At 58.0% G+C, this 21,635-nt stretch carries 15 protein-coding genes and 2 pseudogenes; 11 read left to right on the forward strand and 6 right to left on the reverse strand.

Annotated features, from left to right (window positions below):
* Positions 1-308: 308 nt before the first annotated feature.
* Positions 309-1,108: pseudogene (locus tag NXC24_RS21390) on the reverse strand (ABC transporter permease).
* A gap of 403 nt (positions 1,109-1,511) precedes the next feature.
* Between NXC24_RS21390 and NXC24_RS36275 the strand changes: the two are divergent.
* Positions 1,512-1,619 (forward strand): N,N-dimethylformamidase beta subunit family domain-containing protein, encoded by a 108-nt coding sequence (locus NXC24_RS36275; RefSeq protein ID WP_348632735.1) that lies wholly within the window; start codon positions 1,512-1,514, stop codon positions 1,617-1,619.
* Positions 1,620-1,666: 47 nt separating this feature from the next.
* Here NXC24_RS36275 and NXC24_RS21400 read toward each other — a convergent pair.
* The 5 genes and pseudogenes from NXC24_RS21400 to NXC24_RS21420 all read right to left on the reverse strand — a co-directional run.
* Positions 1,667-2,035 (reverse strand): annotated as a pseudogene (locus tag NXC24_RS21400) (transposase); the annotation flags it as partial.
* Positions 2,036-2,232: 197 nt separating this feature from the next.
* A complete protein-coding gene (locus tag NXC24_RS21405; RefSeq protein ID WP_104825466.1) occupies positions 2,233-2,739 on the reverse strand; it encodes an Lrp/AsnC family transcriptional regulator in 507 nt (168 codons plus the stop codon).
* A 92-nt stretch (positions 2,740-2,831) separates the two neighbouring features.
* Complete coding sequence (locus tag NXC24_RS21410) at positions 2,832-4,262, reverse strand: PAS domain-containing methyl-accepting chemotaxis protein (protein WP_158704513.1); 1,431 nt, start codon at positions 4,260-4,262, stop codon at positions 2,832-2,834.
* Between the two features lie 591 nt (positions 4,263-4,853).
* Positions 4,854-5,897: a helix-turn-helix transcriptional regulator gene (locus NXC24_RS21415; protein WP_104825468.1), complete on the reverse strand. Its 1,044-nt coding sequence runs from the start codon at positions 5,895-5,897 to the stop codon at positions 4,854-4,856.
* A 398-nt stretch (positions 5,898-6,295) separates the two neighbouring features.
* Positions 6,296-7,465 (reverse strand): alanine--glyoxylate aminotransferase family protein, encoded by a 1,170-nt coding sequence (locus tag NXC24_RS21420; RefSeq protein ID WP_104825469.1) that lies wholly within the window; start codon positions 7,463-7,465, stop codon positions 6,296-6,298.
* Between the two features lie 157 nt (positions 7,466-7,622).
* Here NXC24_RS21420 and NXC24_RS21425 point away from each other — a divergent pair, with 157 nt between their 5' ends.
* The 10 genes from NXC24_RS21425 to NXC24_RS21470 all read left to right on the forward strand — a co-directional run bounded on the left by NXC24_RS21425 (position 7,623) and on the right by NXC24_RS21470 (position 21,110).
* Complete coding sequence (locus tag NXC24_RS21425) at positions 7,623-8,339, forward strand: GntR family transcriptional regulator (RefSeq protein WP_104825470.1); 717 nt, start codon at positions 7,623-7,625, stop codon at positions 8,337-8,339.
* 347 nt (positions 8,340-8,686) lie between these two features.
* Complete coding sequence (locus NXC24_RS21430) at positions 8,687-11,611, forward strand: FAD-binding and (Fe-S)-binding domain-containing protein (protein ID WP_104825471.1); 2,925 nt, start codon at positions 8,687-8,689, stop codon at positions 11,609-11,611.
* A gap of 301 nt (positions 11,612-11,912) precedes the next feature.
* A complete protein-coding gene (locus NXC24_RS21435; RefSeq protein WP_104825472.1) occupies positions 11,913-13,346 on the forward strand; it encodes a M20 family metallopeptidase in 1,434 nt (477 codons plus the stop codon).
* A 139-nt stretch (positions 13,347-13,485) separates the two neighbouring features.
* Positions 13,486-14,568, forward strand: a complete 1,083-nt coding sequence (locus tag NXC24_RS21440) for an amino acid ABC transporter substrate-binding protein (RefSeq protein ID WP_245464008.1) — start codon at positions 13,486-13,488, stop codon at positions 14,566-14,568.
* A gap of 107 nt (positions 14,569-14,675) precedes the next feature.
* A complete protein-coding gene (locus tag NXC24_RS21445; RefSeq protein WP_245464009.1) occupies positions 14,676-15,875 on the forward strand; it encodes an ABC transporter permease subunit in 1,200 nt (399 codons plus the stop codon).
* Positions 15,876-15,877: 2 nt separating this feature from the next.
* Positions 15,878-17,020 carry an amino acid ABC transporter permease gene (locus NXC24_RS21450; protein ID WP_104825473.1) on the forward strand — a complete coding sequence of 381 codons (1,143 nt, stop codon included), beginning with the start codon at positions 15,878-15,880 and terminating at the stop codon, positions 17,018-17,020.
* Positions 17,021-17,085: 65 nt separating this feature from the next.
* Positions 17,086-17,865 carry an amino acid ABC transporter ATP-binding protein gene (locus NXC24_RS21455; RefSeq protein WP_104825474.1) on the forward strand — a complete coding sequence of 260 codons (780 nt, stop codon included), beginning with the start codon at positions 17,086-17,088 and terminating at the stop codon, positions 17,863-17,865.
* A gap of 25 nt (positions 17,866-17,890) precedes the next feature.
* Positions 17,891-18,316, forward strand: a complete 426-nt coding sequence (locus NXC24_RS21460) for a heme-binding protein (protein ID WP_104825475.1) — start codon at positions 17,891-17,893, stop codon at positions 18,314-18,316.
* Positions 18,317-18,431: 115 nt separating this feature from the next.
* Positions 18,432-19,283, forward strand: coding sequence for a sulfite exporter TauE/SafE family protein (locus tag NXC24_RS21465; RefSeq protein WP_104825476.1), 852 nt, complete (start codon positions 18,432-18,434; stop codon positions 19,281-19,283).
* Positions 19,284-19,610: 327 nt separating this feature from the next.
* Positions 19,611-21,110 carry a pyridoxal-phosphate dependent enzyme gene (locus NXC24_RS21470; protein ID WP_104825477.1) on the forward strand — a complete coding sequence of 500 codons (1,500 nt, stop codon included), beginning with the start codon at positions 19,611-19,613 and terminating at the stop codon, positions 21,108-21,110.
* Positions 21,111-21,635 lie beyond the last annotated feature (525 nt).

Raw genomic sequence — 21,635 nt, forward strand, 5'->3', positions numbered from 1 at the left:
TGCGCAAAATGGATGTTCTCGTGTCCAGTTATAAGCGTTACGCTGTTGGCGACGCTGGCACCGTTATCATTCATCGCGCTTTACGGCGATCGCAGGTGTTCGAATTCTTCAGCAAGCTGGATACGCGCCCCAGACCATCAACGCCTCGAGTTTTGCCAAACGATCTGGGTTAAACAGCCTCTCTTTGTCGTCGCGAAAAATCGATCTCGACATCCTGGCCGAGCACGTCGGCCTCCAGATCTGGACTACCGATGATCGGTGATACCGACTACGCATTTCTTCTGTGCCGTTATTGTTTGCCAACCACGCTATCTCGTCATGCCCCACTTCAGGATCGTGCGCCGCTCCAACTGCCGGAACAAGACATTCTCGACGAGGAGGCCGAGCAGGATGACCGTCATCAGACCCGCGAACACCCGGTCGGTATACAGCTCGTAGCGGTTCTGGAAGATGTACCAGCCAAGCCCGCCTCGGCCTGAGGATGCGCCGAAGACAAGTTCCGCGGCAATCAATGTGCGCCACGCGAAGTCCCAGCCGATCTTGAGGCCGGCGGTGATCGACGGGAGGGCAGCCGGCACAAGAATGAGGAAGACGTATCGCAATTGCGCATGCCATAATTGCGGCCCGTCATGCGCAGGGTCTCCGGTACGCTGGAAAGCCCCGTATACATGTTTAGGGCAAGCGGCCAGAGCACCGAATGGATCAGCACGAAGATGAGGCTTCCCTGGCCGAGCCCGAACCACAAGAGTTGAGCGGCAAAAGTGCGATAGGAGAGAGAGGATTGAGCATGGAGGTCAACGTCGACAGGAAATCGCAGCCAAGTTGGCTGGATACAGCAAGCTGTTGTCAGGACGAATGCCAGAACGATACCCGCGACATAGCCTTTTGACCGGAATATTGATGGAGTTTGCCGCCCGGCCAGGTAAAACCCCATTGCCGATATCTTCGAAGAAGGCGTGAAATGTTTCTGTGAACGACGGCAGGAGAGGGTCGTTTCCCTGAAGTCCCGGACAATCTTCCATAAAATGGCGAGAAAGATCAGGATAAGGCCTTTTCGCAGCCATGCCTGTTGCCAGAGCCGCCGTGGCAGTGACACGGGCCGTTCAATAGAGCTACCGGCGACTGGCTCGGGTGGCACGGGCACTGGGCTGTCACGCAAGACGATCGCGAAGTATTTGGCGCGGGTACGATCGAGCCGACGTTCACCGTGAGCCGGTAAAGCCGAGAGTCACCAAATCCGAGTGAAGTTGCTTCAGGGTTCGTCGCGCGAACGGCTCTAGATCCGTGCGCTAACCACGATCGCTTATTGCTGGGCTTGTCCGGCATCATGAGCGAAGCGGAGCTGCACCAGATCAAGCAGCGCCTTCATCAGGGCGCGCGCCAGAAAGCGGCACGCGGCGAATTGCGCCTTGGCCTCCCGCCGGATTGGCTCACGAACATTCGGGCAAAATCATTCTCAATCCGGATGAGGAGGTGCAGGTGAGGACCTTGAAGCGGAAGGCGCCGAAGCCTTGGCCGAATACAAGGTCGTCGTTACCGGAAGTTATCCGGAATACAGGAGCACGAAAATGCTCGACGCCTACCGAGATTATTCCGAGCGCGGTGGCCGCATCATGTAACTTGGTGGCAATGGCTTCTACTGGCGTATCACCTACAGCAGCGTCCAATTGATTTCTTCCCAGCTCTCGGCTCGGATTGCGCTGATCGTCTTGTGCAAGACCGACTTACTCGGGCTCCACCCCCACGGCAGCCGGGCAAAAGCCCGGAACGAGGCGGAGTCTTCCAGATGGAACGCCAGCTCCTGATAGCTCAACTGACGATACTGCTTGAGTAGCGCGCAGCGCAGCACTGCCTCCGTTGGCAGGCCCTCGCGGCCGGTTTCCTTGATGCCGTGTCGGCGCAGATCCCGTGTCACCCGGCTCAGCAGCTCGCCATGCTCGTCCAGCCACTGCGACATCGCTTTTAGTTCACGGCCAATCTCATGTTCGGCGAAAAGATCGAATATGCTGGCCTGGACGGTGCGTTCTCGGCGCATTGTCGGCTCCGGCGGTTGCGGGTTTCCCTTTAGAATCAGTCGCTTGAACCTAAAGTGTACCTGAAACCGTCGGGCTTTACGCGCGGAAAAAGCGAGAATAATATAACAATATCAGAACCTTGTCGTTTATGGACGGGAACTAGCTATGCTAGGAGAGGCTCACACAAAACGGAGTGGGCGTCAAGGAAACCACTACATCAGCTCCGATCGCGCTTGGGATCCAGACCGACGTTCAATCCGACCTTCACCCTGTCCATGGCAACAAAGCTACGGAACCGCTTGACGTTCTTATTCGTGAAGAACAACCGCCTCGTCATGGCTTCGTAGTCCGCCATCGTTCGGACGACGACGAGGAGAATGAAATCCACCTCACCGGTAACGTAGTAGCACTGCTGGACTTCAGGGGCCTCGGCGAAGGATCTTTTCGTCGCGTCATGCGTGGTGCCGAATTCGCTGTGCATCTCAACCTCGACGAAGACCGTGATCTCGTGACGCACATGCGACGGCTCGACAACAGCGACGTTGGCGACGATCGTGCCCGTTTCCTCCATGCGCTTGATACGGCGCTGCACCGCGGGCGCCGACAGGCCGATGACCTCTGCGATCGAGCGCTGTGGTGTCTTGTTGTCCTTCTGAAGAATTTCGAGGATCGCGAGATCGAAGCGGTCGAGTTCCACCATTTCCGCCGCAAGCTTGTCGGTCATCAAGGTATCCATTACGAGGAAAGAATAGGATCAGCACGCGATATTTTTCTGATACCAAACATCTGAGCTAATTTCCGAATTTCTCTCGGCCCTCACGCTGCCCTTCTGGCAACACTGGCATCGCGTTCCGAGGGTATTCGGAATTGTGCTATCAGGCACCGAAGGCCGTTCATCTGGACCATCATCGAATGTGTTGCACTATTCGTTTGCGCTGCAATCCCGACATTTGTTTGGGTGATCTGGTCCATACTGTTGACGGCTTTGCCAATCTCCGAGATTCCCATCGATTGCTCGCGCGACGTAACCGCGAAAGTGGCGCTATGGTTGGAGATTTCACTGATCCGTTCCGCAATAGTTGTCAGCGCCGTGCCGGTTTCCCCTACGAGAGAAACACCTTTTGCGACTTGATGTGAGGAAGTGTTGACGAGCGATTTGATCTCCTTAGCGGCGGCTGCGGAACGCTGTGCAAGTTCCCGAACCTCCTGAGCGACGACAGCAAAGCCCTTGCCTGCATCTCCGGCGCGAGCCGCCTCAACACCGGCGTTTAGCGCCAGCAGGTTAGTCTGAAAGGCGATCTCATCGATAACCCCGATAATCCGGCCAATCTGGTCAGAAGAACCCTGGATCGCGGCCATTGCACCAATAGCGCCTTCCACAACGCCGGCGGATTGTTCTACCCATGTTTTGGCATCCATCGTAATGTCTACCATTTTGGCGGCACTCTCTGCGGAGGCCTTTACGGTGGCGGTTATTTCCTCGAGTGCAGCCGAGGTTTCCTGAATTGCCGAGGCTTGCTGTTCGGCGCGGTCACTTAGTTCCGCCGCTGAATGCTTCAATGCTCCTGTTTCAACAGCGATCTCCTCAACCGCTGATGCAATCTGAAGGATACTAGCCTCTAGTTTAGCGGCCATGCAGTTAAAATCGTCCTTCAATTTTCCGGTTTTTTCGGGTAAATCTATAATCCTGAACGTGAGGTCACCGTTAGCAAGGGCAGCAAGGCCGCGACCTAGGGCCTCAATCGTCTGCCGATCCTCTTGGGCGACGCGCTCGGCGTCCTGAGCCGCTATGATTTCATCATGCACATCGGCCAGCGAGCCACAGCTTACGAGTATCTGCCCGTTGGAAATCACTCTGCTGCCGCCGGTATTTCTGAACCACCGATAGCTTCCGTCTTTGACTCTCATTCGGTAGGTAGTTCGGAACCTTCCATCGCCGGTCGGATGTTTCAAATGCTCAGCATAGTCACCAAATACTCTGGACATGTCGTCTGGATGAATCCGTTCCGAGAACGCTTCGAGCCGATTGGGGAATTCCGCTTCTGTCTCTGCTCCGACTAGGCGGCGCACCTCGGCAGACCAGACAACTGTATTGTCGCCGGCCTGATGGTCGTTGATCCTGCTGGTGGCGTGCCAAAGGCCGATACCACAAACCTCCTCCATCAATTCGCTACGCTCTTTAATGGCGATGAGATTCGTAACTTTTTCCGCATTTGCTGCGGCTTTGCCGTTAAAAAATCTGAGCACGATGCAATCTCCACTTTCTATCATCGGCTTCATTGAAGATGAACATCTACAATTAATTAAATGCCCCATCCCCACCTTTCCTACCGCGCACTTTTATGCGGAAATGGGATACTACCTTCGCTCAGTGGTATAACTGGGTTTGCACAGCATAGTCCGCTCGAGCCGGTCAAATTCGACGATCGAGGCTGATGCCAAGGCACCTGCCTTCCCTGTTGGCGAATGACCTGGGGCGCCGGCGATCATGCGCAAATGGCCGCCAGGATTGCGGCGGCAGCAATGATTTTCGTACGAAGTAAGAAGCGGCATCAGCCATAATTCTCACGGACAATGACCTGATCCGGGCGTCATTGCTGTTATGTCTGCATTGCCATAGAGGCATTCAGAGAGATGGGACAGGTTGGTGCTTCTGACGAACTCCCTCCGATTGTCTTTTTCGATGCACAATGCATAATGAGCGCATGATCGTGTCATGCATGTTCGCCTTGACCATGGCGACGCGGAGAGCGTTGCTGGATCTGATGGGTACCTGGATGCGTGGGAATTCAGCCCGACCGAAATAGCCGATGCAATTGCCCAGAGAGTTCAGTTTCTCTAGCTGGCAGATCCATCGCCTTCGATTTGTCCATCATCGGAATCCGCGAATAGCGCCGCACGCCGATTCTTCTCATAGCTGCGCCCGAGATCGTATTTCGGCAGGACACCAAAAGCCGTACGATATTCCTGAGAGAAGCGGCCATGATGTATAAACCCCCAGCGGCGCGCGATTTCATTGATCGTTGCGCATGGCGTGGCGGTCAACAGATCATGACGCGCGCCATCAAGGCGGAGCTGCCTCAGATAAGCCATTGGAGTGACATCCAAAAATCGTCGAAAATTGATCTGAAGTGCTCGCACGCTGACGCCCGCTGCCGCTGCCATGTCCGTGATCGTGATAGGCATTGCAATATGTGCTCTGGCAAACTCCAGCGCTCTTCGAAGCTGGCGAGGGGCAATTGTCTGCACCGGCGATCCTGTGTCCGAAAGCGTGTGGGGCAGATTCTGCACCATCAGGAGACAGAACATCTCTTGGAAGCTGGTCAGGGCAATGGGAGAAATCTCGAGATTTTGATCGGCGCAAATCTCATCTCGAAAGAAACGCATGAGTTTGAAAAGATGTGCCGCCGGTCCCGCTGTCAGGTCCTGACGGGGAGCGAATTCGAAATCAATAGGTGGCAGCCGCTCGAAGGTGTTGGTTAGGGCCGCGTGTACCGCGCTCCTCGGGACGCAAAATCCCTCCGCAACAGAGCCTGCGTGAATATTCACCGCGGAATAGCGGTCGGCCGTCGTCAGCAGTCCCGTGCAGGGCGTGATAGCATGTCGTATGCCGCCTGTTGCCAGATCGTAGCAGGTTCCATGCTCGAGAAAAAACATGAAGTCATCATTCTCGATGGTGACGGAAAAGGCGCGATCCGTCGAAGTCGATCCCACCCAGCCCACCAGCTCGCCAGCGCCATGAACACCGAATGAGAAGAGACCACGGCTGTCGGTACTGAGAGGCCGATAGAAATTGTCGTGCTTTTCACCGTTAAGCCATTCGGAGACCTCACTCGTCGTGAGCGACGTCGCCTCGAGTTTAAGCGTCAAAATTTCGGTCAATTTGCTCCACCCACTTCACTGTTTTGTCGCGCGCGCTCGCAGTGACGGCAAACAACTGGCCCCCGGTCAGCTTCTAACGAAAAATTGATTTGACCTCAAATGGCCTTTTGAAGGCTCTCCGCTCCCGCCAACGCTGCGAATGTCTTCTCATCCGACGAAAGCAATTGACCATTGAGCAAGCACGGGGCTCACGGCTTTTCCAATCCATCAAGGCGCGTATCAATGTGATTAGGCATAGAAGAAGGGCTCGTCTCTATTCGGCGCGGTTTTCGTCGAGGGCTTTTAGTTTTCCATTGACCAGCTTTCGAGGTTCTTCGGCGCCTGCTTCTCGTCGGGATCGGCCCCTGACCTTCCCATGTGCCGACGCCTCCTTCCCGAAGGAAGAGAGGCGTTTCTTATCACCTAGCAGCGGAGTCCAGCAGCGCTCGCATAGCAGCCGCAGCGCCGCCAGTCTGGTGCGGCACATCGGCAAGCGTCAGGCCCATTTCGACCCCGGAAAGCGCGCCCATGAGCGTCAGCTCGTTGCATTCGCCGAGATGACCGATGCGAAAGACCTTGCCGGCGAGCTTGCTGAGGCCTGCGCCCAGCGACATGTTGAAGTTTTCAAGGACGACCTTGCGATAGGCGTCGGCATCGTGTCCTTCCGGCATGACGACAGCCGTCAGGACGGGTGAATATTCAAGCGGCTCCTGACACAGGATCTCTAGGCCCCAGGCCTGCACCGCACTGCGAGTGGCCGCTGCCAGGCGCTTGTGGCGATCGAACACGTTGGACAGGCCTTCCTCCAGAAGCATGGCGATCGCTTCCTTGAGGCCGTAAAGGAGTGTGGTTGCAGGAGTGTAGGGGAAGAAGCCCGTTGCGTTTGGCTTCAGCATTTCCTCCCAATCCCAATAGGAGCGGCGCATGTTGTTGCTCCTCGAGGCGGCAAGTGCCTTTTCGGAGATGGCCGTGAATCCGAGGCCCGGCGGCAGCATCAGGCCCTTTTGCGAGCAGCTCACGGTAACGTCCACACCCCATTCCTCATGTTTGTACTCGGCAGAGCCCAGCGAGGAGATCGTGTCGACGAGGAGCAGTGCGGGGTGGTTCGCGCCGTCGATGGCGCGTCGGATCTCGGCGATGCGGCTCGTGACACCAGTCGACGTCTCGTTGTGGACGACCGCGACTGCCTTGATCTTCAATTCCTTGTCTTCGGCGAGACGAGCGCCGATCGCTTCGGGGTTCACGCCCCGCCGCCAGTCGCCGGAAATGAACTCGACCTCGAGCCCGAGCTTCGTCGCCATATTCTTCCAAAGCGTCGCGAAATGGCCTGTCTCGACCATGAGCACCTTGTCGCCGACATTTAGCGTGTTGACGATCGCGGATTCCCAAGCGCCGGTGCCTGAGGACGGATAGACGACCACGGGGCCGCGTGTCTGGAAGACCGCCTTGCAGCCTTCGAGGACTTCCTGGCCTAGCCTCTGGAACTCGGGTCCGCGGTGATCGAGGACTGGCATGTCCATGGCGCGCATGACACGCTCTGGAACGGGGCTGGGGCCTGGGATCTGCAGAAAATGGCGGCCAGTTGTCATGGATTCCTCCTCAGATGTTGCTGTTTGCAAAGAATTGAATGCAAAAATTCCGATACACAGAAAGACTCTCCCTGTAAAATGAATTCAAAATGTGGCAGAAGAAAATTCGCATTCGTCGAAAAATCGGCTACACAAGGGAGGTCGGAAGCGGAAGGTCATGGACGGACTGATGGAAGATGTCATGGTAAGGCAAGACGAGGGCACGGGCCGGGAATCGTCGACATTGCATGCGGGGATTGTGGAGCGGCTCCGCGACTACCTGGTCGAAGGCAATCTTGCTGGCGGCCAACGGGTGCCGGAAAAGCGCCTGTGCGAGGAGTTTGGGGTCTCCCGCACGCCCCTCAGGGAAGCGCTCAAGGTTCTTGCCAGTGAGGGGCTGATCGAGCTTTTGCCCAACCGGGGCGCCAGGATGCGGGCGTTGAGCCAAGATGACATCAGGGAATTGTTCGACTTGATGGGCGGCCTGGAATCGCTTGCGGGACGACTGGCCTGCGAGAGGATCACGGACGATGATCTGCAGGAGATCGAGGCGCTTCATCAGGAAATGTACGGCTACTATCTTCGTGGGGATCGCTCCAATTATTTCCGGTGCAACCAGGCAATCCACGAAGCGATCCTCCGCATTGCAGGCAACGATGCGCTTACCGTCATGTATCGCAGCCTGTCAGGACGCATCCGCCGCTTCCGTTATGCTGCCAATCTTGATGACCGCGGTGAGCGCTGGAGTGCGGCTGTTCGAGAGCATGAACTCATCCTTGATGCTCTTCGCCGCAGGGCTGGGAGTGAGTTGGCCGACATCCTCTTCGATCATCTGCGGCATAAACAGACCGTGGTCGTTCGAAAACTGCAGTCTCCGGAGCGCGTACAAGATTAATTATTGCATTCCTGTTTCGATGGATATATACGAATTTTGAATTCAAAATAGAGCCGCGGCTAGGTCGCAGTTCTGCCAGTGGCCGCTGGAGGGGCCATGGCCGTTATTCGGAGGAGGAGGCATGCGTGAATTTCACTACCCGACCGTGGCCGCCGCTCAGCGGGTGATGCCGAAGCCAAGTCGCAGGGGATAGTCCTTCGCGACGGCACCGTCCGTCAATGCCAAGGCACATTTGCATGTGGGTAAGCTTATTGAATGTCGCCTCGGCGACAGTTGATGCTGCATGCGCGCATGGTCGCCAATCTGCATTCGTCTCCCGTTTGGAGCGCCCTTCCGGAGTTACCCGCATGAATACCCACGTTGTCACGCATCCGCAGCTTCTCCCACGCGACGATAAATTCGAGGCAGCGCTCAAGGCTGAATTGGAAGGGGAGGTGCGCTTTGATGTGGGTACGCGGGGGCGGTATGCCACTGACGCATCAATCTATCAGATCATCCCGAAAGGCGTCGTCTTTCCGAAACACGAAACGGATCTGCAGGCTGTCCTGTCAATCGCCGCCCAGCACAGCATTCCGGTTATCGCCCGCGGCGGCGGAACGTCACAAAACGGCCAGCCGATCGGAGACGGCCTCGTCATCGATATGTCCCGACACTTTGGCGGCATCTTGGACTTCGATAAATCCTCCCGCATTGTCCGCGTCCGACCGGGGACCGTTCTTGACACGCTGAACACGTTCCTGCGCAAGGAAGGCCTGTTCTTTCCCGTCGAGCCGTCGACGGCGACGCGCTGTACGATCGGCGGCATGAGCGGCAACAACTCGTCTGGCGCGCGGTCCATGTTCTACGGCAAGATGGCCGACAACGTGCTCGCCATCGAAGCGATGTTCTACGATGGCGAGCAGTTTAGGCTCGGTGCGGAGCCGCTGGCAGACAACATGTCGCCGCGCATCCGGCCACTTATGGATCGCCTTATTTCGCTCGCCCGCGAGCATCGCGAGGATATAGAGACGATCTTCCCGAAGGTGCAGCGCCGTGTCGGTGGCTACAATCTCGATGAACTGCTGCCGAAGGATCCAAACCTCTCTCGTCTTCTCGTTGGCTCCGAAGGGACGCTCGCGCTGACGACCGCCGTCACCCTGAAGCTCTCGCCGCTGCCGAAACATCGCGTGATGGGGGTCTGTCACTTCCCGAGCTTCCGGTCGGCAATGGAGACGACCCGGCACATCGTCGCGCTGCAGCCTGTCGCAGTCGAGCTCGTTGACAACAACGTCCTGGTGCTCGGTGCCGACATTCCGATGTTTGTGAAGACCCTCGGCGACATCACCCGCGGCACACCGAACTGTCTCCTGCTCGTCGAATTCGCCGGCGACGATCCGGACCAACTGGGCCACGATCTCAAGCGTCTCGATCAGTGCATGTCCGACTACGGCTTCCACGACGCTGTCGTCGAGGTCGTCGAACCCGCCCGCCAGAAATCGGTATGGGAGGTGCGCGAAGCCTGCCTCAACATCATGATGTCCATGAAGGGAGATGGGAAGCCGATCTCATTCATAGAGGACTGCGCGGTCCCGCTGGAGCATCTTGCCGACTACACCGATGCCGTGACCGAGGTGTTCAGCAAGCATGGCACCCGCGGCACATGGTATGCCCACGCATCGGTCGGCTGCCTCCATGTCCGTCCCATCCTCAACATGAAGGAAGAGGACGGTGTCCGGAAGATGCGCGCGATCGCCGAGGAGACGTCCGCCCTCGTGCGCCGCTACAAGGGATCATTCTCAGGCGAACATGGCGACGGCATCTCGCGCTCGGAATTTGTCGAGCCAATGTTCGGCAGCAAGCTGACCCGCATATTCGAACAGGTAAAGGACAGTTTCGATCCCGAGAACCGCCTGAACCCTGGAAAGATCGTCCGGCCGCTGAAGATGGACGACCGGAGCCTGATGCGTTTCAAGCCGGGGTACGGAACGCCGGTTCCGAGCAAGACAGCCCTGGATTGGTCGGAATGGGGCGGCTTTGGCGGCGCTGTCGAAATGTGCAACAACAACGGCACCTGCCGTAAGCTTGCCGGCGGGACCATGTGTCCGTCCTACCGCGCCACCAAGGACGAGCAGCATGTCACCCGAGGCCGGGCCAATACGCTGCGTCTCGCCATCTCGGGACAGCTCGGGCCGGATGCATTCACCTCGAAAGAGATGAAGGAGACAATGGATCTCTGCGTCTCCTGCAAGGGATGCAAACGTGACTGCCCGACGGGCGTCGACATGGCACGCATGAAGATCGAGTTCTTGCACCACTACCATGGCAAGCATGGCCTGCCGCTGCGCGAGAAGCTCGTCGCTCATCTGCCCAAGTACGCGGCGATCGCGTCGGTTCTCGCGCCCGTGATGAATCTGCGGGACCGGGTGCCTCTGCTCGCTCGCCTCTCGGAAAAATACCTTGGCTTTTCGGCGCGCCGCTCGCTCCCGAAATGGCGCAGGCCATGGAAGCAGGGGGGCACGACCTCCGGCCCGGGCGCAGTGGTTGGCGACGGCCGGGATATCGTTCTCTTCGGCGACACCTTCAACCGTTACTTCGAGCGCGAAAACCTCGAAGCCGCTGAGCGGGTGCTCGAGGCGGCGGGCTATCGTCTCCATCATGTGGCCGTGAGCGGCGAGAGCCGGGCGATGTGCTGCGGCCGGACATATCTCGCCTCCGGTCAGACTGAGTCCGCACGGGCAGAGGCAAAACGAACCGTTGATGCTCTGCGGCCATATGTCGAGCGCGGGGCGCGCGTCGTCGGGCTCGAACCCTCGTGCATCTTCACCTTCCGCGACGAGATGAAAGCGCTTCTTCCCAAGCAGGAGATGGCGTTCGTTGAGGGCAAGGCGCTTCTCTTCGAGGAACTGATCGCGACTGATTTGGCGGCTGGCAAGATCACGCTTCCGTTGAAGTCCATGGAAGGCCGGACCGCCCATGTTCACGGACACTGCCACCAGAAGGCCTTCGCGGCCATGGGACCGGTCGAGACCGTGCTGCGAAGCGTGCCCGGACTCGAGGTGAAGGTCATAGAAAGCTCATGCTGCGGCATGTCGGGGGCATTCGGGTATGCCAAGGAAAACATCGACGTGTCGATGAAGATGGCGGAACTCTCGCTCTTGCCTGCCGTGCGCGAGGCAGCCCCAGCCGACCTGATCGTGGCCGATGGCACGAGCTGCCGGCATCAGATCCATGACGGGGCAGGACGTGAGGCTATCCATGTCGCGCGCGTCCTTGCTGGAGCGCTGCCGACCTGATCGCCGACTGAGCCATCTGCCCGGATGCACATTCTTTGAACAACCGGTGCCTAGCGCCCGTGCAGCAAGTCTGATCCCTGAACTGGCAGTCGACCCAAATGAAACAAAATTGCATTTCGACCTGCCAAATAGAGCGCACATTAAGCATCGGATTGAATATGGTTTCTTCAGTTAACCGAAAACGCAGAGTTTAGTCACAGCGCTGATTGCGCGACCTTCTCTCCAAGCGACTTGCCCAAGGGTGCGGCACAACACTGTTCGTAAGACCTCGGACCCGTCGATCACATGCGAAAGGCTCACAATGACTGTAAAAGTCGGTGTCGACATCCCAAGCCGGGAAGAGGCGGTTTCCGCCGCGCTGTCATACGTCCGGGACGGCGGTTTCGTCGCCGAGATGGCACCGCGTATCGCGATACGCAGCGAGAGCCCACGCGAGGATAGCCTTGCCGACAACCTTCGATACCTGAATGAAGAGATGAGGCCGCTGCTCGAAGGAATGGGCTTTTCCTGCCGGCTGTTTGAGAACCCTAAGGAAGCACGACTTCCGGCGCTGTTTGCCGAACGGGTCGAAGATGGGGCCCGTCCAACCATTCTGATCTATGGTCATGGCGACGTTCTCTGGGGAATGTCCGGCGACTGGAAGGACGGTCGCGATCCCTGGGTCATCGCGGAGGCCGATGGCAAGATCTACGGACGCGGCACTGCCGACAACAAGGGTCAGCACACGATCAACCTCGCTGCGCTTCGGCTTGTTCTCCGGGCCAAGAGCAGCCTCGGCTTCAATGTGAAGGTTCTGATCGAAACGGGTGAGGAGACCGGATCGCTCGGGCTGGCCGAGATGGCAGCCGCCCATCGCGACCTTCTGAAGGCGGACTGTCTCATCGCGTCAGACGGACCGCGTGTCGGACCCAATACGCCCACCGTTTTTCTTGGAGGCCGCGGCAGCGTCGGCTTCAACCTGACGTGCCGGCCTCGCATTGGTGCGCATCATTCGGGCAATTGGGGCGGTCTCCTTTCCAATCCTGCGATCAGGCTGTCCCACGCCTTGTCGACCATCACCGACGAGAACGGCCGCATCCTGATCCCCGAATGGACTCCTGGCGAAATCCCGGGACCCGTTCTCGCAGCGCTCAAGAAAATCAAGCTCGAGAAGAACCCGGCCGACCCGGAGATCGATGACAGCTGGGGTGAGCCCGGTCTTAAAGGTGCGGAACAGGTCTATGGCTGGTGCAACTTCGAGATCCTCGCCTTCATCGCTGGCCGTCCCGAGGCGCCGGTCAATGCTGTGCCAGACATCGCACGGGCGGTCTGCCAGCTGCGCTATGTCGTCGGCGTTTCACCGGAGAGGGTCCTTCCCGCACTCCGTGAGCATCTCGACGCGCGCGGCTTCCGGGACATGGTGATCGAGGAGATCCCGGAAGACTTCTACCTCGCGACACGCACGGAGCCGGACAACCCATGGACCCAGTTCACGATGCAGTCGCTGGAAAAGACGCTTGGACGGGAGCCGGCGCTGCAGCCGAACTTCGGGGGATCCCTGCCGAACGAGGTGTTTTCTGATGTGATCGGCATGCCGACGGTGTGGATCCCGCATTCCTATCCCAACTGCTCCCAGCATGCCCCTGACGAGCACATGCTCGTGAGCGTCGTCGAGGAAGGCATGCAGATGATGACGGGCCTGTTTTGGGATATCGGCGAAGCCGAGGTGGCTTCGGGCACTCCGATCAATTCGTAATTCATGGCCGGCCGCTGGCAACTCGGCCTGCGTGCGTATGTGTGAAGCGGCAGCCGCAGGGGTGCCGCCCAGTCAACGAAGAAGACCTGGAACAGACCGGGCCACGATTACCTCCAATTCAACAAGGGAACGAAAGATTATGAAGAAATCTCAAACAACCTTGCGCAGCAAGGTCATTAACTCAGTTGTCGGCGCCGCGATCGTCACATCGGCAATGGCTCTGGCTCCGAGCGTCGCCAGCGCCCAGACGCAGCCAGCTGCCACCGCGACCGCGAGCGCAGACACGCTCGGGGCAATCAAGTCCCGCGGCTATCTCATCTGCGGTGTCGCAGGCGACCGGCCCGGCTTCGCCTTTCCAGACAGCAAGGGGGTCATGCAGGGTCTCGACGCCGATGTATGCCGCTCGGTGGCCGCAGCAATCTTCGGTGATCCGTCCAAGGTCAAATTTGCATCGCTGACCAGTCTTACCCGTTTTCCGGCACTTCAGTCGGGCGAGGTCGACATGGTGGCGCGTTTCACGACCTGGACTCTCACTCGTGAGGCGACGCAGGGTCTGCAGGTCGCATCTGTCTATTTCTATGACGGTCAGGGCTTTCTCGTTAAGAAGAGCCTCGGCGTAAAGAGCGCCAAGGACCTCAGCGGCGCTTCAATTTGTGTACAGCCTGGGTCGACCGGCGAAGTGAACATGGTCGACTACTTCCGCGCCAACAAGATGGAGCTCAAGCCCGTCGTAATCGAAAAGGTGGACCAGATCCGAGACGCGCTGATAAGCGACCGCTGCGACGCTTACACCAACGACTCGTCGCAGCTCGGTTCGCTGAAGGTCGCGATGGGCGAGGCAGGCAACGACTACGAAATCCTCCCTGAAATCATTTCCAAGGAGCCGCTCGGCGTGTTCGTCCGCAAGGGTGATCAGAAGTTTTACGACATCGTTCGCTGGACGCACACCGCTCTTCTGACGGCTGAGGAATTCGGCATCACGAAGGACAATGTCGATACCTTCAAGAACAATGCGAATCCCGACATCCAGCGTTTCATGGGCGAAAACGGCGATCTCGGCAAGGCGCTCGGCCTAGACAACCAATGGGCGGTGAACGCCGTGAAGGCCGTCGGCAATTACGGCGAGATGTTCGAACGGGACATCATCCCGCTTGGCGTCAAGCGTGGTCAGAACCACCTCGTCAAGGACGGTGGCGTGCAATACGCCCCTCCGATGCGCTGATCATTCAGGGCCAACCGACGACGGCCGGGCGGGTCAGCCCCCCGGCCAACTATTCTTCGCCGGAGCGTCGATCTCCGGAAACTTGGGTCAAACCAAGGGAGGTACCAATGGCAATTGACACCAATGGTGTGGGAATGACCGAAGCCAGCAGACCGAGCATAGTTGGAATTCTCACAAACGTCGGTTTCCGGCGGCTCCTTTGGCAGGCAGTGACGGCGATCGTCGTGTTCGGCTCCGTCGCATGGATGGTTTCCAATCTTCAGAACAACCTGGCTGTCCGTAACATCACCTCCGGCTTTGGCTTCCTCGGCAGTGAGGCTGGTCTGCCGATCGCCGAGCACCTCGTCCCGTATGAGCCGACCGACTCCTACTTCAGGGCCTTGCTCGTCGGTACGATCAACACACTCTGGGTCGCCTTCTGGGCTATCCTGCTATCGACACTGATAGGAACCTCGATCGGCGTCGCGCGCCTTTCCCGGAACTGGCTGCTCGCGAAAGTCGCTTCCGTCTACGTCGAGTTCTTTCGCGATATCCCGCTGCTCCTGCAACTCCTTCTCTGGTACACGGTACTGCAGAAGCTCCCGCCTGTGCGCCAAGCCCTCCAACCGGTGACAGGCGTTATACTTTCAAATCGTGGCCTGAGCTTCCCATCGCTTATGTGGCAGCCCGCCCACACCTGGACACTCCTGGCATTGGTCTTAGGGATTGTCGCCGCCTACTTCATCGCTAGGACCGCTACCCGGAAGCGACTCGATGACGGCAAACACCGGACGATCTGGCCGCTCGTGCTTGTCCTGGTTGTGGGTCTGCCAGCGGTGGTCAGCTTGATGTTCGGTGCATCCTATGTGTTGGAATTTCCGGAGGCGCGCGGCTTCAACGTGCGCGGCGGTAGCTCCGTGTCACCTGAATTCTTCGCACTCCTGGTTGGTCTCGTCGTCTACAACGCCGCGTTCATCGCGGAGATCGTGAGATCCGGGCTGCAGTCGGTCGGCAATGGCCAGCACGAAGCCGCTCGTGCGCTTGGCCTGCGTCCCAACAGCACCTTGAAATGGATCGTCTTCCCGCAAGCCCTGCGCGTGATCATACCCCCGCTGACGAGCCAATATCTCAACCTGACCAAGAGTTCCTCGCTTGCCGTTGCCATCGGCTACCAAGATCTGGTCTCGGTCGCAAATACCGCGATGAATCAGGGCGGGCACGCGATCGAACTCGTCGGGATCATCATGGCCGTCTATCTGACAATCAGTCTGACGATCAGTCTTCTCATGAACATCTATAACGCCCGCATGGCCCTGGTGGAGCGCTGATCATGACAATTGCTGTTGAACACATCATTCATCCGACAACTGTGGAAACACGCGACCGCCCGGCCGAACTCGGCGGAGGCTTCGTCCAGTGGATACGCCAGAATCTGTTCTACTCATGGGGTTCTGGGCTCACAACCATCCTGATCATTGCGCTGGTGGCCGAATTGGCGCAGGGGCTCTATCGTTGGGCCCTTGCGAACGCAATCTGGTCCGTCCCCTTCGGCCCGAATGGCGCCGTCACTGACAGCTGTCGCGCGCTTCAGGGGACAGGCGCCTGCTGGGCGATCATCGGAGAGAAGTACAGGCTCATCCTGTTCGGCCTCTATCCCTTCGATGAACAGTGGCGGCCTGCGCTGGTGATCGGATTGTTTGTGGCCCTTTACGTGATCTCGGCGATGAAGCGGTTCTGGAGGATTGAGCTTGCTTACATCTGGGCTGCGACACTGATCGTCATCGGCATCCTTATGTGGGGCGGCATCCTTGGCCTTCCCTTCGTTTCGCAATCGAACTGGGGTGGTCTCGCGCTTACCCTTATCCTGGCAACTATCGGCGTTGCGGTCGCTTTTCCGTTGTCGATTTTCGTCGCGCTCGGTCGCCGCTCCGACCTGCCGTTCATCAAATGGCTATGCGTCGGTTACGTCGAGATCATTCGTGGCGTACCGCTCATATCGCTGCTGTTCATGGCGAGCGTCATGTTCCCGCTGTTCATGCCGGAAGGGGTTAACCTCGACAAGCTGTTGCGTGCACAGATCGCGATCATCCTGTTCTTCGCCGCCTATCTGGCGGAAGTCGTCAGAGGCGGTCTCCAGGCTCTTCCCAAGGGACAGTACGAAGCATCCCATGCTCTCGGCCTTTCGTACTGGCAGACGCAGCGGAAGATCATCCTGCCGCAGTCCCTGCAACTCGTCATTCCGCCGCTGGTGAACAACTTCATCGGCTTCTTCAAGGACACGTCGCTCGTTCTCGTCATTGGTCTTTACGATCTCTTGCACTCCGCGCAGGCCGCCGCCAGCGAACCCGCGTGGCAGGGGTTCACCGTCGAGGCCCTGGTCTTTGTCGGCCTCATCTACTTCGTCTTCTGCTTCGCGATGTCGAGATATAGCCAGCGCCTCGAGGTCGACCTCAACCGCCACCGGCGACGCTAGCCGCAGCCCGGCGGGCGCCCGTGCCCGCCGATCGGAGACGCATCAATTCTCGAAAGGTCAAGAACATGGCTCACGCAGCAGCAGTCGCCACCGCTTCCAAGAAGCATGAAATTGCGATCTCGATGCAGAACATCAACAAGTGGTATGGCCACATGCATGTTCTGCGGAACGTAAATTTCGAGGTTGCGACCGGAGAGAGGGTCGTCATCTGCGGCCCCTCCGGTTCCGGCAAGTCGACCCTCATTCGCTGCATCAACAGCCTGGAGGAACACCAGGAGGGCAAGATCGTCGTCGATGGCATCGCCCTCGACAAGGATATCGCCCATCTCGACGCCATCCGCCGCGAAGTCGGCATGGTGTTCCAGAGCTTCAATCTTTTCCCGCACCTGACCGTACTGGAGAATTGCACTCTCGCGCCGATGCTTGTCCGCAGGGTCGCGCGAGCCGAGGCCGAAGCGCAGGCGAGGGCATATCTCGAACGTGTCCGCATCCCCGACCAGGCCCACAAGTTCCCCGGTCAGCTCTCCGGTGGTCAGCAACAGCGTGTCGCTATCGCCAGGGCGCTCTGCATGAAGCCGAAGATCATGTTGTTCGACGAACCGACGTCGGCGCTCGACCCGGAAATGGTCAAGGAGGTTCTGGACACCATGGTCTCGCTGGCGAAGGACGGCATGACCATGGTGTGTGTGACCCATGAAATGGGCTTTGCCCGTGAAGTCGCTGACCGCGTGATCTTTATGGATCGTGGCGAGATCGTGGAATCGGGAAGCCCAGAAGCAGTGTTCGGCTCACCGAAGACAGATCGCCTCAGAGGCTTCTTGGGGCAGATCCTTCATAACAGCTGACGACTAGGATACGAGAGGAAATTCCATGCTTACAATTAAACGCCTGAGCCTCGATGATGCGCGTCGTCTCATCCAAGGTGCCGCCGCGAAGGCAAGCGACATCGGGGTGCCGATGTGCATCGCGGTCTCCGACGAGTCCGGACAACTCATTGCATTCGAGCGCATGGACGGCGGCAAGATCACCAGCACCATAATCGCCCAGGACAAGGCATATACGGCAGCGGGTGCGAAACGTACGACCGAAAGCTACGGGGTCGCGAGCCAGCCCGGCAGCCCGGCATTTGGAATTAATTCCGCGATCGGCGGCCGCCTCATGGTGGTGGCGGGAGGACTCCCGGTTATCGTCGAAGGGGAGGTCGTGGGGGCAATCGGGGTGAGCTCAGGGACCCCCGCGCAGGATACCGAATGTGCGCAGGCCGGAATCGATTTCCTCGCCAGCAACCACGCGTAGCGAGCACGTCGCGAGTTCGAGGACGCTGTTTCCGTACGACGTTGTACAGCAGTCTCGTTCTTCTGGGAATGCAGCGAGAATTTTGTTGGCTTCTGCAAAATAGCAAGGAAACGTATTGACCGAGTTGTCTCTCATAAGCTTTGTGGGCCTTGGTTTTGGGTTGCTCGCCGCAGGCGCGATTACGGGCCTTCTCGCGGGGCTGTTCGGGGTCGGGGGCGGCGCCGTGGCTGTCCCGATCCTTTATGAGCTTTTTAGCCTTCTCAACGTTCCGGAAGAAGTCAGAATGCCGATGGCTGTCGGCACATCGCTGGCAATCATCATTCCCACGTCAGTTCTTTCATTCATCGCTCATCGAGCCAAAGGTGCGGTAGATATTTCCATCCTGAAGCTGTGGGCAGGGCCGGTCGTCATCGGAGTGGTCATGGGCAGCATTGCTGCTCGGTTCGCGCCCGGAGATTTGTTCAAGATCGTGTATGTAGCAGTGGCGGCCGTGTCGGCTGTGCGGCTCCTTTTCGGGAGGGACAGTTGGCGGCTCGGCCTCGACATGCCCGGAAGGGGTGTCATGCTTTCCTATGGGTGGCTGATTGGCGTGCTGTCGGCTTTGATGGGGGTCGGAGGAGGACAGCTATCCAATCTGTTCATGACTTTTTATAACCGCCCCATTCATCAGGCGATCGCAACATCATCTGGCCTAGGCGTTCTCATTTCGGTCCCCGGCGCCATCGGATATATCTATGCTGGTTGGCCCCGGATGGCTGATTATCCGGAGTTAGCAGTGCTGCAGCCACCACTCGCACTCGGCTACGTTTCCTTGCTCGGGCTGGCATTGTTCATTCCCACAAGCACCTGGATGGCTCCACGAGGTGCGCGGCTCGCACACACTCTTTCGAAGCGCCGGTTGGAGGTGACCTTCGGGCTTTTCCTGTTGATTGTGTGCGGGCGCTTCATTGCGAGCTTGCTTGCTTGAGGCACCGCACCCGATCGCTTCGTGCCAAAGTTCAGAACGGGGGCTTCCGGCTCGCCCGCCACCATCTGGATCCCGCAACCGGATTGGCCGGTGTGGTCGGGCCAATCATGGGGGGAATTTTCGATTGCATCGAGATCCAGCAGGAGCTCAACGCTACTCCACAGAGCTTGCCGAGGAGTAATTGTTGCAAGACCGCCCTCAAATCCGAGCACAAATAAAGTTCTGGGTGAAATATTCTCCGCGCTACGCGGCCCACGCCAAATCGAACAATTCATGCAGACGACGCCAATTAAGTGCTCTCGTCGGCCAAGCATCTGGGAGTGAAACATGTCCGGTCCGGGTTCCAATCTTCTCGACACCATCGAGGTCGTCGACAGCAAAGTGCGTGCTGTAGCAATCGAACGCGCTCGTTCGCGAGGCATCCGCCTTCCGACATTTTCGCAGCTTGCCGGTCTCGATGCTCTTCCAGAATCCGTGACATCGACGCTGCATAACGTCGATCCCGACACACCGAATTCAAGCAACCTATGGCGCGTCAACTGGTTCAACGGCGAGGATCGAAAAAGCGCGACCGCCGTCCCCTGCCACGTCGTTCTTCCCAAAACCGTGACCGGCGTCGACGCTCCGATTGTCGTCCTTCTCGGTGCTCACTTTCCGATGATCGGGGCACACAAGGTGCTGCCGGCTTACGCCGGCCTGGTCACAAAACTGGTCTCGGGCCGATTCAATCCGCAACGCAATCGTGCGATCTGGCCGTCGACGGGGAATTATTGCCGCGGCGGCGTCGCAATCTCCCGGATACTCGGCTGCGATGGCGTTGCCGTTTTGCCTGAAGGGATGAGCCGCGAGCGTTATGACTGGCTGTCTGGCTGGGTGACCGATCCATCACATGTGGTTCGGACCGTCGGCACGGAAAGCAATGTGAAAGAGATCTACGATAAGTGCCACGAGCTCGCATTGCACGAAGACAACGTCATCCTCAATCAATTCTCCGCCTTCCCGAACTACATGGCCCACTATCTCTGCACCGGATCGGCATGCGGTAAGGTCTTCGAAAGCCTTAAGTCTCATCGCAATTCTCGCCTTGCGGCGTTCGTATCTGCGACGGGTTCGGCGGGAACCATTGCGGCTGGCGACAGGCTGAAGGAAGTCTACGGAACGCGGATTGCGGCGGTAGAAGCACTCGAATGCCCCACCCTTCTCGAAAGCGGATATGGCGAACACAACATACAGGGCATCGGAGACAAGCACGTACCGCTAATCCATAATGTGATGAACCTGGACTTCGTCATCGGGGTCTCGGATCGCAGCACCGACCGACTGAATGTTCTTTTCAGAGGCAATGAAAACCGAGCCTGGTTGGCGAAAAAGCTCGGGGCGGACGCGGCGATGCTGAACGTCTTCAACTATGTCGGCATCTCCGGTTTTGCCAACATCGTCGCGGCCATCAAGCTCGCCAAATACATGAACTATGGCCCGGACGATGTGGTGATGACTATAGCGACCGATGGCGCGGGTCTCTACGAAAGCGAGGCCAAGCGGACGCTGGACCGCGACTATCCCGCAGGCATCTCCGATGCTGACCGCGACTTCATCATGAGCGATTGCCTGTACGAACATATCGGCGATACCCTTATCGAGACCACAGCACGCGACCGTCGGCGACTATTCAACCTCGGTTATTTCACCTGGGTTGAACAGCAAGGTGTTTCGGTCGAGGACTTCAACCTCCGCAAGGACCAATCGTTCTGGAAGCATGCAGCAGGCACCTCTTTGGCTTGGGATGAGCTGATTAGCGAGTTCAACTCGGAAGTCGGCCTGAACTGAATCAGTCGAAGGTCTGGATCTCCAACCCGCGGAAATTTATGACAATGGCGACCTGAAAAAAACGCCGGGTTGCTTGTCGCCGTTTCGTCCCTGCCACCTGGAGGGAGTTTGGATTGTAGCCGATTTTCGAGTTCTACGAGCGGGTTAGGTCAAAACCGAGCCCGACGAATCAAGGTGAAGCTGATTACAAGAGTTGGGCCAATCGCAGAGGGGGGAAAGACGATTGCTGAAATCGCCCTCCTTGAAGCTTGCACAGTCGGTGATGTAGAGGCTGCCGTCCAGCGGATGTTGGACCTGCTCGGCGTAGCATCATTCGACGCGGGTATATGGTTTGGCGCAACGGACCCTATCCATTTCTCGACCTTCGATCCAAATTGGCAGCAAGTTGTGTTTGCCGCAATCGGCGATGTAGTTTGTTAAGGACTCTGTACTCAAACTGCATTGCGCCTATTCATCTTCTTTCTTGATCGATGAATTCGCTGAGCCTTCAACTCCGCTGGAATGAATTGTGCGGTTCTTCCCGAT

It is taken from the genome of Rhizobium sp. NXC24, assembly GCF_002944315.1.
GTDB lineage: Bacteria > Pseudomonadota > Alphaproteobacteria > Rhizobiales > Rhizobiaceae > Rhizobium.